Source organism: Aquimarina sp. MAR_2010_214, from assembly GCF_002846555.1.
GTDB lineage: Bacteria > Bacteroidota > Bacteroidia > Flavobacteriales > Flavobacteriaceae > Aquimarina.
The window spans coordinates 4,729,633-4,742,890 of record NZ_PJMS01000001.1 but is presented as its reverse complement, the minus strand read 5'-3'; the positions used below and the strand labels follow the sequence as shown (position 1 = coordinate 4,742,890).

12 protein-coding genes are annotated in these 13,258 nt (G+C 32.2%); 8 read left to right on the top strand and 4 right to left on the bottom strand.

Annotation, left to right across the window (positions count from 1 at the left end):
• Nucleotides 1-19: 19 nt before the first annotated feature.
• On the bottom strand, nt 20-769 hold the full coding sequence (locus tag ATE84_RS20165; protein ID WP_101449681.1) for an NYN domain-containing protein: 750 nt from the start codon (nt 767-769) through the stop codon (nt 20-22).
• A gap of 59 nt (nt 770-828) precedes the next feature.
• A complete protein-coding gene (locus ATE84_RS20160) occupies nt 829-2,184 on the bottom strand; it encodes a DEAD/DEAH box helicase (RefSeq protein WP_101449680.1) in 1,356 nt (451 codons plus the stop codon).
• 198 nt (nt 2,185-2,382) lie between these two features.
• Here ATE84_RS20160 and ATE84_RS20155 point away from each other — a divergent pair, with 198 nt between their 5' ends.
• The 3 genes from ATE84_RS20155 to pabB all read left to right on the top strand — a co-directional run bounded on the left by ATE84_RS20155 (nt 2,383) and on the right by pabB (nt 5,126).
• Nucleotides 2,383-3,126: a hypothetical protein gene (locus ATE84_RS20155; RefSeq protein WP_101449679.1), complete on the top strand. Its 744-nt coding sequence runs from the start codon at nt 2,383-2,385 to the stop codon at nt 3,124-3,126.
• 151 nt (nt 3,127-3,277) lie between these two features.
• Nucleotides 3,278-3,814 carry an NADPH-dependent FMN reductase gene (locus tag ATE84_RS20150; RefSeq protein WP_101449678.1) on the top strand — a complete coding sequence of 179 codons (537 nt, stop codon included), beginning with the start codon at nt 3,278-3,280 and terminating at the stop codon, nt 3,812-3,814.
• A 7-nt stretch (nt 3,815-3,821) separates the two neighbouring features.
• Nucleotides 3,822-5,126 (top strand): aminodeoxychorismate synthase component I, encoded by a 1,305-nt coding sequence (pabB, locus tag ATE84_RS20145; RefSeq protein ID WP_101451123.1) that lies wholly within the window; start codon nt 3,822-3,824, stop codon nt 5,124-5,126.
• 113 nt (nt 5,127-5,239) lie between these two features.
• On the opposite strand, the gene ATE84_RS20140 is transcribed toward pabB, so the two are convergent.
• Nucleotides 5,240-5,941 (bottom strand): hypothetical protein, encoded by a 702-nt coding sequence (locus ATE84_RS20140; RefSeq protein ID WP_101449677.1) that lies wholly within the window; start codon nt 5,939-5,941, stop codon nt 5,240-5,242.
• A 307-nt stretch (nt 5,942-6,248) separates the two neighbouring features.
• Here ATE84_RS20140 and ATE84_RS20130 point away from each other — a divergent pair, with 307 nt between their 5' ends.
• A complete protein-coding gene (locus ATE84_RS20130) occupies nt 6,249-6,722 on the top strand; it encodes a hypothetical protein (RefSeq protein ID WP_101449675.1) in 474 nt (157 codons plus the stop codon).
• A 256-nt stretch (nt 6,723-6,978) separates the two neighbouring features.
• Here ATE84_RS20130 and ATE84_RS20125 read toward each other — a convergent pair whose 3' ends face one another.
• Nucleotides 6,979-7,224, bottom strand: a complete 246-nt coding sequence (locus ATE84_RS20125; protein ID WP_101449674.1) for a hypothetical protein — start codon at nt 7,222-7,224, stop codon at nt 6,979-6,981.
• Nucleotides 7,225-7,399: 175 nt separating this feature from the next.
• On the opposite strand from ATE84_RS20125, the gene tilS reads away from it, so the two are divergent.
• From tilS to ATE84_RS20105, 4 genes are all read left to right on the top strand, one after another.
• Entirely contained in the window at nt 7,400-8,713 is a 1,314-nt protein-coding gene (gene tilS / locus ATE84_RS20120) for a tRNA lysidine(34) synthetase TilS (RefSeq protein ID WP_101449673.1), read from the top strand.
• Nucleotides 8,713-10,692 (top strand): thioredoxin family protein, encoded by a 1,980-nt coding sequence (locus ATE84_RS20115; protein WP_101449672.1) that lies wholly within the window; start codon nt 8,713-8,715, stop codon nt 10,690-10,692. The genes tilS and ATE84_RS20115 overlap by 1 nt, the downstream gene beginning before the upstream one ends.
• Before the next feature lie 159 nt (nt 10,693-10,851).
• Nucleotides 10,852-11,133: a hypothetical protein gene (locus tag ATE84_RS20110; protein WP_143273675.1), complete on the top strand. Its 282-nt coding sequence runs from the start codon at nt 10,852-10,854 to the stop codon at nt 11,131-11,133.
• Between the two features lie 260 nt (nt 11,134-11,393).
• Nucleotides 11,394-13,250 (top strand): CocE/NonD family hydrolase, encoded by a 1,857-nt coding sequence (locus ATE84_RS20105; RefSeq protein ID WP_101449670.1) that lies wholly within the window; start codon nt 11,394-11,396, stop codon nt 13,248-13,250.
• The last annotated feature ends 8 nt before the right edge of the window (nt 13,251-13,258 follow it).

Below are 13,258 nucleotides of genomic sequence, written 5' to 3'. Positions count from 1 at the left end.
TTTTTTTGTTGCAATTCACTTATTTCTTTCTTTGTCTTTTATTCCGAACATAAATTAATTTAGACCTTCCTTTGGCAGCTTCACGTTGTTCAATTTCAAAATTTTTAATAGACTTGATTAAAGGAGTTAATTTCTGAAAACCGTAGTTTCTGGAATCAAAATTTGGTTGTTTTTTTTGTAACAAGCTACCGACATCTCCTAGAAAGGCCCAGCCATCATCATCGGCTACGTCGGAGATGGTATGTGAGATTAATTTAATCTCTTTTGAAGTGATTTTATCAACACTATTTTTAGAAACAGATGTAGTATCAATAGATTCTGATTCATTTTCTTCTGCTTCATATTTAAGGATTTCTAGATAAATAAATTTATCACAGGCTACAATAAATGGATCTGGCGTCTTTTTTTCTCCTATTCCAAAAACTTTCATTCCCGCTTCTCTAAGCCTTGTTGCTAAACGTGTAAAATCACTATCACTAGATACCAAACAGAAGCCGGTTACTTTTTCAGAATAAAGAATATCCATTGCATCTATAATCATTGCAGAATCTGTAGCATTTTTACCTTTTGTATATCCATATTGCTGGATAGGTGTTATTGCATTCTCTAGAAGAATTTTTTTCCACTTTGTAAGATCTGGTTTAGTCCAGTCTCCATAAATTCTTTTGATGGTCGGATTGCCATATTTTGCAATTTCTTCCATCATTTCTTTTATATACGTTGATGGTATATTATCACCGTCTATTAATACTGCAAGATTTAAATCCATAAAAAGGTATTAGAAGAGAGTTCAATCTAAAAAAACAAAATCAATATGAGTTCATAACATTATCGTTTCTTGTTTTTGTTTTTTAAGTTATATGTTTTATCCCCTTTGGTTTTTGGTTTTTTATATTTTTTCTTAATCTCTCTTTGGTATGAACCTCCCAGGTTTACTTTTTTATTTTTTTCTTTCTTTTCATGAAAAGAAGCTCCAACTTCATCATTAGGACGTTTATGAGGATTGTTGATTTCTTTAATTTTGGGTTGTTCTTCGGGAGTAAGCTGATCAGAGATTTCTACACCAGCGGGAATATCTAATTGCTCGATTTTCATCTCCATCAAATTTTCGATAGCATCCAGATATTCTTGTTCTTTTTCTGTAGTCAGTACAAACGAAACTCCTTCTTTTTCTGCACGACCGGTTCTACCAATACGGTGCATATAATTTTCTGGATATTCTGGGGTATCCAAATTTATTACCTGGCTTACATTTTCTATATCCAGACCTCTGGCCATTACATCTGTAGCAATCAATATTCGATTTTCTCCTTTTCTAAATTGCTCGATACTTCGTAATCTATAATTTTGAGTCTTGTTAGAATGGATAATGCAAATCTCTTCTGCGTATTTTTTTTCTAACTGTTCAAACAAACGATCAGCAATCTTTTTATAACCCACAAAAATTAATGTTTTGTGATAGGTTTCTTTATCAGAAAGCAATTGTTCTAACAGATTAACTTTTGTGTAAAAATTTGGAATCTTGTAACCATACTGTTTGATGTTTTCAAGAGGTGTTCCACTTTTAGCTACAGATATTTTTTGAGGAGCAACAAATGTTTCTGATATCATTTGATCTACTTCATCTGTCATTGTAGCCGAAAACATAATATTTTGTCGCTGTCGCGGAAGGATGTCAAAAATATTCATCAATTGATGTCTAAATCCAAGATCCAACATCACATCAACTTCATCAATTACTAGTTTCTGAATAGATTTCAATTGTAATACTCTACTTACTGCCAGATCATATAAACGCCCCGGAGTAGCAACTATAATATCTAATCCTTGCGAAACAGCTTGTTTTTGTGTATTGATATTTGTACCTCCATATACTCCTGTTATTCGCACATTGGTATAGGTAGAAAGTTTTTCGATTTCATCAACTACCTGTACAACAAGTTCTCGTGTAGGAACTAATACTAATACTCTTGGGTTTTGTTGTACAGAATATTTTAGCATCCTTAAAATCGGAAGCATATAGGCATATGTTTTACCAGTACCTGTTTGTGCAATACCTACAACATCTTTTCCCGACATTACGGAAGCAAAAGCTTTTTCCTGAATAGGAGTGGGAGTCTCAAACCCTAAATCATCAAGGGAATTAAGAAGTTGCGTATTTAGATTTAAATCTCGAAAAGTCAATTGATCTGTTTTTTTGATGCTACAAAGGTAGCCTTATTTTTGAGATTCAGTTATCGCAGGCCTTAACAATATAGTAATTAGAACGTAGGATATACTTTTTTATAGAAATATGAGAAAGTAGAAGTGCCATTTTATAAGTTGAACCTTTTTTTAACGGATTTCGATCTAATTTTGAGTATCAACTTAAAATCATAAATTATGTTACATATCAAAAAAACATCAAAAATAATCTTATTGGGTATGCTATTGTTTTGTGCTTTAATCGCATGTAATGACGATTCATCTGAAGAAGAGCAAGTTCCAGAAGAAACAATAATAGAAGATTTTGCAAATTTTGCAGAGGATCCAAAATTTCTTGAATATATGGAGCAAATGATAGGTTCTGTAGATAAAGTAGTAGATTCAGACAAAGCATTACAACTACTGGAAGAGGTACAGCTTACCGATCAACAAAATTTGCAACTGGCAAAAACGTTGGGGTTTGATACCATTTTAGAAATGGATGAGGTTTATAATGAGATCGTTCAAAAGATGTCACAGTTATATTTACGTTTTGATCTCGAAAATCAGGAAGCAACAGAAATTGATAAGATTATAAACGATATTTATGTATTAGCTCTCATTGATAGATACACAAAAAGTACTGAAATGTCTAAAAATGATGATTTATGTCTGATACATTCTTGTTTACCTGAATATAACGAAGGTATTGAGCCTTTTACAAGTGTTGTCGATGCAAAATGTGGTATGTATAATGTTTCTATTCCAGAAGAAGCAGAAAAAATGAGACTATGCAGGTTAAGATTATCTAAAAAATATTCGGCTTTAAGAAATCAAGCACGTGTTAATTGGGATTGTTGTGCATATCTGAAATGTGGAATTATAGTACCCCCAGTAGTAGGAGATGGTGTTACTGGCCATTGCGGTACACCAATAGGTTAGGCATAGTAAAATCTTATATCTAATTAGTAGTCTTTTCTACATTAATTTTAAATATAAAAAATACCTATTCGTATGTATCCCAATAGGTGTTTTTTATATATCAAAGATTTACCTTTATTTTAGTTATTTTTGACCTCCTAATATAATTTTTATGAAGAAAATCATTGCCTTCGCAGGTTCCAATAGCAGCACTTCTATTAATCATAAGCTTGTAGAGTTTGTGGTTTCAGAAATAAAAGGATACGATACAAGAATAATTAACCTGGTAAATTATGCTATACCAATGTATAGTGAGGATGAAGAAAAAAATAATGGTTTCCCAGGGATGGTAATGGGATTAAAACAAGAAATCTCTGAAGCTGATGCCTTGATTATTTCTGTAAATGAACATAATGGTAGTTGGGGTGCTTTTTTTAAAAATGTAATAGATTGGTTATCTCGATTGGATCGTAATTTCCTGGAAGGAAAGAAAATTTTGTTGATGAGTACTTCTCCCGGTAAAAGAGGAGGGGTAAGTTCATTAGAATATGCGAAGAATGTTTTTCCTAGATTTGGAGCCGAAATTGTAGAGAGTTTTAGTTTTCCTTCGTTTTATGATAATTTTTCTATAGAATCAAATACCGTAACAGATGAAACACTTTTATTGGGATTAAACGAAGTTCTCAGTACTTTTGCACATCAAATTTAATGAGCAAGTGCGAAGTGTTCGACAATATATCTTAGAAGATCTTTCAGAATTTAAAACCAAATTATTACACTGGGGGCAGCAATTTGAAGAGGCTATTTGGCTGGATTCTAACCAATATACCCAAAACTATTCTAGTTACGATGCTGTATTGGCAGTAGATGCTTTTACGACAATAAAAACTGATTATCATAATGGTTTTGATACACTAAAAGAGTATCAGGGATTAAGTTCTGATTGGATTTTTGGATACCTTTCTTATGATCTTAAAAATGATATAGAAGACTTAATTTCTGCAAATCAGGATGAACTACACTTTCCGGACTTGTACTTTTTTCAGCCTAAAAAACTCTTTCTACTCAAGGGGAATATGCTTGAAATGCAATATTTGAGAATGGTGGATGATGAAATGGAGGAAGATTTTAAGGCAATTTCAGAGCACTCAATACGCAAAAATGACATTGTAAAGCAACCTTGTGATAAAGTGAAAATAAGCCTGCGTATCACAAAAGATGAATATAAGAAAAAGGTAAATGAAATGCTTACCCATATTCATCGGGGAGATATTTATGAAGCTAATTTCTGTCAGGAGTTTTATGCAAAAGATAGTTGCATTCATCCTTTACAGACATATTATCACTTAAACGATATTTCAAAACCTCCTTTTGCCACGTTTTTTCGAATGAATGATCATTATTTGTTATCGGCTTCACCAGAACGCTATTTGCGAAAAGAAGGAAAAAAAATAATTTCCCAACCCATAAAAGGAACGGCCAAAAGATCTCAGGATATTGATGAGGATAAAAGATTAATATCAGATCTATATAGTGATCCCAAAGAGCGATCAGAAAATGTAATGATTGTGGATCTGGTACGAAATGATTTGTCAAGAACCGCAACCAAAGGGTCAGTTACTGTTGAGGAGTTGTGTAAGGTATATTCATTTAAACAGGTGCATCAAATGATATCTACGGTGACTTCTGTAGTTGATGATGCTACTTCTCCTGTTGATGTTATCAAAACTACTTTCCCAATGGGAAGTATGACGGGGGCACCCAAGATTTCTGCGATGCAGATTATAGAAAATCTCGAAAAATCTAAAAGAGGGTTATATAGTGGAGCTGTAGGGTATTTTACTCCAGATGGAGATTTTGACTTTAACGTAGTGATTAGAAGTATTCTGTATAATGAAGAACGACAATACATATCATATACTGTTGGGGGAGCTATAACTGCCAAGTCAGACCCCGATAAAGAATATGAAGAATGTTTGCTTAAGGCAAAAGCAATGAGAGAGGTATTAGAGGGAGTGTAGTTTTTGAGTTAGTTAGAGATAAGACTCTAAATAAAAGCCTAACTCTCAATATTTTTTAGTTACATACTTTACGAGATAGTGTCTCACAAACTCACCTCTAATTGACTCATTAGCTAAATAAGATTTCTCCTAAAACTCTTTCGTACATCAATGATAATTTCTTTGACTTCCTGTGCGGTTGTATCTTTAATTTTAGCAATTTCATCAAAGTTTAATCTCCCGAAAACAAAAAGATCAATAATTTTAGAAGTCTCTATGGGGAGCCAACTATAGAATTTACCTAATAATTTCTGTTTTCTATGCTCTGATGAGGGTTCAGAATCTATCACCTTAAGAATATCAGAATCCATATCATTGTATATGAAATTCTGCTTTTCTTCAGAATTTTGATGATAACAAATATCATCTAACTCTTCTTTCATGATAAGTTCATTATCTCCTTCAACGGTATAATTCTCTTCAAGCTTTTCAAGTTCTTCTTTTAGGAAATAACTGGTGCTAATGTTTTTTTGATGCCAACCTTCACGAATATGTAATTCATCAATAAGCTCATCAGCGATTTTGAAGAGTTTAAGTTCCAGGGATAAGGTATCTATTTCGACATCCAGATCATCATGATAAAGTTTCAATATCGCATCATCTATAATCCCATTAGAACAATACATGTTCTGAGGTAAAATACCTACGCTTTCTGCAATATATAATCTGTGTTTTACATAGGGGTGTAAGTGTGGTACAATGGATAATAATTTCTTACTAAATTCCCTTTGGTCATCAGCCTCATAAAATTCTTGTAATTCATGTGTCCTATTCATTTATCAGTACTTTAAGGGTTGCTTTCTAAAAATAATAAAAACAAATCAAAAAAAGTGTTAAAAAGCTGATAATCAATATGTAAAATATAATTTTGTAAAAGGTTGATATTGCAATTTGAGTACTACAATCATTAGTATAGCTAGCAGTAGCATCTTTTTGCCATTTGTTTAGATATACAGAAATATCATCTTTTTTATCTATTGATAGATGTAAATTATTATAAAAAAAATATATCACTGAATATGGGGTAGTAGGCAAATCATTGAATTACTATTTTAGTGTTATTATTAACTAACAATATAAATCATGAAAAAAACAATTTTTAAAATTACTCTTGTTATGCTTGCTATTTTTATTAATAGTTGTGAAGCAGATGATGGAACTTTAAACACCATCAAATCAGAATCGAAAAATACACATTCAAGTGATAATTTTTCAAAAGATGGCCGTCTATTAAAAAAATCTACTGATGAAACTATTATCAAGGCACTATCGTCAGTTTTATGCCCTACTAATGATCATACAGAAATGCTTATAAGCAGTGGTAGAGTACATACTTATAATTATAATGATTCTTATACATACAAATGGAAAGCAGAAACTGAAATTGGTATAACATATCATGAAACAGGGGAATATATTCAATTGCCAGATATTGGGATTTATAATGTTACCGTAATAGTATCAATGCCATCTTCTCTCAACCCTGTTTGTGCAGAGGTACAAAGAACTCAAGCTTTTGTGTATGCTCCAGAACCAGATGAACCATGGACCTGGTAAGGGTTAAACTTTTAATTTTGATGAACAAGGAGCTTTAATTTATGCTTCACTGAAATGCTCTATGAAATTTTAAACTTCATAGAGCATTTTTATTCTAGGAGGGTTTAATACCCCGAGACTTGCCTCGTTAGTAAATGTTTAAAGTTTGAAAAGATGTTCTTATAAAATGCTTCGTGGGCTTGCCTCGGAGAAATTTACTTTTTTCTATAATCGATTATTTACTAGATATAATTACTTTGATCTGGTTTAAAATGTTTCAATATTCTGATGAGGGCTCAACATCCATGACTTTAAGAATATCAGAATCCATATCATTGTATATGAAATTCTGCTTTTCTTCAGAATTTTGATGATAACAAATATCATCTAACTCTTCTTGCATAATAAGTTCATTATCTCTCTCAACAATATACTTTTCTTCAAGTTTTTCGAGTTCTTCTTTTAGAAAATAACTGGTATTAATATTTTTTTTGATACGAACCTTCACGAATGTATAATTCATACACCCTATTCATTTATCAGTAATTTAGGAGTTGCTTTCTGAAAATAATAAAAACAAATTAAAAAAAGCATTAAAAACCTGATAATCAATATATAAAATGTAATTGTGAAGAGGATTGTTATCGCAATTCAAAATCGTATATTTGAAAAATCGAAAAACTTCAATATAGACTCTGTTGTTACAAAAGTTCAAAGATCATATTACGATAAACTTTCCATTTCTTTCGGGAAGTAAATTATTAATCGCATGTAGTGGTGGATTAGATAGTGTTATACTTGTAAGACTTTGTCATGCTATGCATGTGAAATATAGTATAGCGCATTGTAATTTTAATTTAAGAGGAGAAGAAAGTGATGATGATGCAAGTTTTGTTTCTCAATTGTCTCATGAACTTCAATGCCCGGTTTTTATAACACAATTTGATACAGAAAATTACGCAGAAGAGCATAGTTTGTCAATCCAGATGGCAGCCAGAGAGCTACGATACGATTGGTTTAAAGAACTAGCCCATGAGCATCAGTTTGATTATATCCTTACTGCGCATCATGCAGATGATAATCTAGAGACTTTTTTAATTAATTTGTCCAGAGGTACCGGGATAGAAGGACTAACAGGAATACCAGAGGTGAATGAGATTTTTGTACGACCATTATTACCTTTTTCAAGAGAGCAAATTTTAGCATATGCAAAAAAGAATGATTGGCAATGGAGAGAAGATAGCAGTAATAGCAGTACGAAATACCTGCGAAATAAACTTCGCCTTGATGTAATTCCAGAACTAAAAGCGGTTAACCCAAAGTTTTTACAGAATTTTAATACCACTTTAGAGTACCTAAAGCAAAGTAGTGAATTCATTAAAGGCCAGGTAACCCAACTCAAAAAAGAATTGTTTGAGGTTTCAGAAAATGATACGATCAAAATACCGATTAATAAATTAATTGATTATGGAAACCCTAGAGCTTGCTTGTATTTTTTATTAAAAGAATATGGTTTTAAAGCATGGAGTGATATTGAAAATATGATTATTAGCCAGTCCGGAAAACAAATTTTTTCAGGAACTCATCGTTTGGTAAAAGATAGAGAATATTTATTATTGAGTCCGATATCAGAAAAAATTACGGACCGCAATTATAATATACCTGAAGAAGAAAGCATGTTGATGATTCCTTCAGGAACACTTAAATTTAAAATAACATCAGAAATATCAGATATAGACCTTAAGACCATTTATGTTGATAAAGAAAAGTTAAAGTATCCATTAACTGTAAGAAAATGGAAAGAAGGCGACTATTTTTACCCTTTAGGAATGAAAGGGAAAAAGAAATTGAGCAAATATTTTAAAGATGAAAAACTATCGTTACTTGCTAAAGAAAGAATCTGGTTATTATGTTCTGGAGAAGAAATCATCTGGATTATAAACTATAGAGCAGATAATAGATTTAAGATAATACCCCAAACAAAGCAAATACTTAAAATTACAATAACCTAATGAGATATTTCCTATTACTATTAACCTCTATACTATTTTCAACAACGCTTTTTTCACAAACATTGGATCCTGTTAAGTGGAAAGCGAATATAGAGAAAGAAACAGATGACACTTATATCTTATATTTTGAGGCTACACTTGATAAAGGATGGCATTTGTACTCTCAGCATGAAGCAGATAGTGATGAGATAGCTCCAACACCAACTGAGTTTACATATAATAATACTCCGGAAACATATGCTCTTATTGGCGAAACGATAGAACCTAAAGGCATTGAGAAGTATGATAATATCTTCGAGATGGATGTGAAGTATTTTGAAGATAAAGTAACTTTTTCTCAAAAAATCAAGCGTATAGATAAGACTCTAGAGCAGGTTAAAGCAGAAGTATTCTTTTCGGTTTGTGATGATGAGAAATGTTTAGCCCCAGAGACTGTTGAATTTGATATCAAGCTTTCTGGAGAAGCAATCGAAAATAAGGGAGATCTGACTAGTATTACAGCAGGTGATCAAAAGAAATCTGAAGCATTGCATATTGATGTAAAAGGGAAAGATGTTTTTCCTTCAGAAGAAGTAAAAGAGAAAAGCTATTTTAATATTTTCCTTTTAGGTTTTTTAGGAGGATTAATAGCCTTATTGACTCCTTGCGTATTTCCTATGATACCTCTTACAGTTTCCTTTTTTACCAAAGGATCCAAGGATCGTAAAAAGGGATTGTTCAATGCTATTTTATATGGTTTTTTTATATTCATTATTTATATTTTATTAAGCCTTCCTTTTCATTTGTTAGATTCGTTAGATCCAGAGATATTGAATAATATTTCGACAAATGTGACTCTTAATATTGTCTTCTTTGTCATTTTTATTGTATTTGCGATATCCTTTTTTGGGTATTTTGAAATTACCTTGCCTGCTTCATGGAGTACTAAACTAGATAGTAAAGCTACAAGTATTGGAGGGGTGATAGGTATATTTTTTATGGCATTAACATTAGCTTTGGTATCATTCTCGTGTACAGGACCAATTTTAGGATCATTGTTAGGGGGATCTCTTAGTAGTGATGGAGGAGCAATGCAGCTAAGTTTTGGTATGGGAGGTTTTGGATTAGCCTTGGCACTGCCATTTGCATTATTTGCACTATTTCCTAATTGGCTAAACTCTTTACCAAAAAGTGGAGGATGGTTAAATGCCGTAAAAGTAGTCTTGGGCTTTATCGAACTTGCATTGGCATTTAAATTTTTATCAAATGCAGATCTTGTAGAACACTGGGGGATTTTAAAACGAGAAGTGTTTATTGGTATTTGGATTATTATTGGCCTGGGGCTAACTTTATATCTTTTTGGTAAAATACGCTTTCCTCATGATAGTCCAATACAAAAACTAAGTAAAGGAAGAAAAACTATAGGGATTATTACATTGGCTTTTGTCATCTATTTGATTCCGGGACTTACCAATACAGTCTATGCGAATCTAAAATTGTTAAGTGGTTTCCCTCCACCATTATTTTATAGTATTTATGAAAAAGAAGCCCATGGACCCTTAGGACTTAATGCATATACTGATTTTGAAGAGGGAGTAAAAGCAGCCAAAGCACAAAACAAACCAATTATGCTTGATTTTACAGGTTGGGCTTGTGTGAATTGTCGTAAAATGGAAGAACAGGTATGGAGCCATCCAGAAATTATTGATCTCCTTAAGAACAAATATGTTTTAATTTCTCTATATGTTGATGATCGTGAAAAACTATCAGAAAACGACCAATTTAAGTTTTTAAAACCTGATGGAAGAATTAAAGAGATAAGAACAATAGGCGATAAGTGGGCGACATTTCAGACCTTAAACTTTAAAAATAACTCACAACCTTATTATGCATTATTAGATGCAGATATGAATTTACTTAATAAGACCGCAGCTTATACTCCAGATACAAGTGAATACCTTAAGTGGTTACAGTTAGGCCTGAAGAATTTTACTAAGTAAATTTCTTACATTAAAAATTACTAAAACCGCCGGTGAATAATGAATGTTTTTATAAGTATCTGTGGAGTAATCTTTCTTGTTTTTTTAGTTCTATTATTTAGATATCGGTTTTTGACTTTGAATTCAGTGATAATAATTGACTCTTCTATAAAATATAAAATGATTGATATAGAACAGAAAGATTATTTAAGATATAGTTTTGAATCTATAAATAGGAATAAAAGAATATGGCTTGCAGAACCATATGATACTATTAAATGGGTATACGTAAGTAAAGTAGATTTTGATAAATTATGGCCCGAAAGTCCATTTAAAATGTCTGATAAAAACTACTACATAAAAGCAAAATTCGAACTTAAAAAAATGCTTTTTGGAGATTACAGTTTAGCAAAAGTTATAGCATTCGAAAAAGTTACAGGAAAGCCATGTATAAAAAAATAACATACTTCTTTATAACCTGAGTTCGACCTAAGCTAAAATGTTATAAAAAGCGACAATCTTCCAGCTTGTACTGAGCTATGTCGAAGTATCAGATCGAATTGACATGATTTTCTTACGTCTAACTCAGGTTTATAGGGAGGTTATATGGGGTGGAGCATGTTACAAACGTATTATTTCTTGTAAGTTGTTAAAATCTCCTTAAAACCATCTGGCTCGCAGTACCATTTTTTTATCTTCAGCAATAAACTAAATTTAAACCAATGCAGTCAGTCAGATTTATTCTTTTAAGGAGCATAATGCTTCTTTTCGCAAGTATTATGTTCTCTCAGGAAGTCGATTCCTATGATGTAAAAGAACACTACACAAAGCAAGAAGTTGATATAATGATGAGAGATGGAGTTAAACTTCATACAACAATTTATACTCCAAAAGATACCTCAAAAAAATACCCAATTTTAATGCATCGAACTCCGTATAGTTCGAGACCATATGGTAAAGATCAATTTAGATCTAAAATAGGTCCAAATGAATTTTTGATGAAAGAAGGTAATATTGTTGTCTATCAGGATGTACGTGGACGCTGGATGAGTGAGGGAGTATATGACAATATGAGAGCCTATATTCCTGGTAAAAAAGGGAAACAATTTGATGAAGCCAGTGATACTTATGATACGATAGATTGGTTAGTAAAGAATGTATCCAATACCAATAAAAAAGTAGGAATATGGGGAATCTCATATCCTGGTTTTTATGCAACGTATTCCTTGCTAGATGCACACCCAGCTCTAAAAGCAGTATCGCCACAAGCATGCATTGGTGATTTCTTTTTTGATGATTTTCACCATAATGGAGCGTATTTATTAAGTTATTGGAGAGTTACTCCTCTATTTGGACATGAAAAAACGAAGCCTACCTCTGAGGCTTGGTATGAATTTGCAAAATTACCAAGTGAAGATCAATATCAATTCTTTCTGGATGCTGGACCGTTAAGCACTTTAGATCAGTATTATAAAGAAGATAATGTGTTTTGGACACAATTAAAGGAACACCCAAATTATGATGAATTCTGGCAAAAAAGAGGAATAATTCAGCATTTAAAAACTCAAAAAATCAAACCTGCAGTAATGACTGTAGGAGGTTTATTTGATGCCGAAGATTTATATGGGCCTTTTGAGACTTATGAAAATATCGAAAAGAAAAGTGATAATTATAATATCATGGTTTTTGGACCATGGAGTCATGGGGATTGGGCAAGAACCAAAAAACGACAAGCTATTGGTAATGTGTATTTTGGAGATGATATTTCTTTGAATTTTCAAAAAAATGTAGAGACTACTTTTTTTAATCACTTTCTAAAAGGAGATGCAGATGGAAAAACCGGATTACCAGAAATTCAAATTTTTGATACCGGAAAAAAGGAGTGGAATTCTTATGAAAGTTGGCCTCCGAAAGCTATAGAGAAAAAGACATTCTATCTTTCTGCTAATGATGAATTGTCTGATAAAAGTGGTACAGGATCTTCAGAATTTATAAGTGATCCCAAAAAACCAGTTCCATATTCTGAAGATGTTAAAATGGTGTTTACACCAAGAAAATATATGACAGACGATCAGCGATTTGCAGCACATCGTCCTGATGTTTTAGTTTATGAAACTCCTGTGCTTACCGAGGATATGACAATATCAGGAGAAGTATTAGCAAAGCTAAAGGTGGCTACAACGGGTACAGATGCAGACTGGGCGGTAAAATTGATAGATGTGTATCCTAATGATGCTAAAGATACAGAGGAAACACAGAAATATTTAAAAATGGCTAATTACCATATGATGGTTCGTAGTGAAGTGATGAGAGGACGTTTTCGAAATGATTTTAGTAAACCAGAACCTTTTATTGCTAATCAGAAAACAGATGTAAATATTAAGCTACAGGATATACACCATACATTTAAAAAAGGACATAAGATACAGATTCAGGTTCAAAGCACTTGGTTTCCTTTAATCGATTTAAATCCGCAGACCTACGTTCCTAATATCTTTAAGGCAACTGCTTCTGATTTTACCAAGCAAACACATAAAGTGTATCATGATTCTGCAATAGAAGTTATGATTTTAAAATAACTAATTAA

Bases quoted from the DNA above. Each gene is read 5' to 3' on its own strand.
- ATE84_RS20165 (WP_101449681.1), bottom strand. From the start codon at position 769: ATGGATTTAAATCTTGCAGTATTAATAGACGGTGATAATATACCATCA.
- ATE84_RS20155 (WP_101449679.1), top strand. From the start codon at position 2,383: ATGTTACATATCAAAAAAACATCAAAAATAATCTTATTGGGTATGCTA.
- ATE84_RS20150 (WP_101449678.1), top strand. From the start codon at position 3,278: ATGAAGAAAATCATTGCCTTCGCAGGTTCCAATAGCAGCACTTCTATT.
- ATE84_RS20140 (WP_101449677.1), bottom strand. From the start codon at position 5,941: ATGAATAGGACACATGAATTACAAGAATTTTATGAGGCTGATGACCAA.
- ATE84_RS20130 (WP_101449675.1), top strand. From the start codon at position 6,249: ATGAAAAAAACAATTTTTAAAATTACTCTTGTTATGCTTGCTATTTTT.
- ATE84_RS20125 (WP_101449674.1), bottom strand. From the start codon at position 7,224: ATGAATTATACATTCGTGAAGGTTCGTATCAAAAAAAATATTAATACC.
- ATE84_RS20115 (WP_101449672.1), top strand. From the start codon at position 8,713: ATGAGATATTTCCTATTACTATTAACCTCTATACTATTTTCAACAACG.
- ATE84_RS20110 (WP_143273675.1), top strand. From the start codon at position 10,852: ATGATTGATATAGAACAGAAAGATTATTTAAGATATAGTTTTGAATCT.
- ATE84_RS20105 (WP_101449670.1), top strand. From the start codon at position 11,394: ATGCAGTCAGTCAGATTTATTCTTTTAAGGAGCATAATGCTTCTTTTC.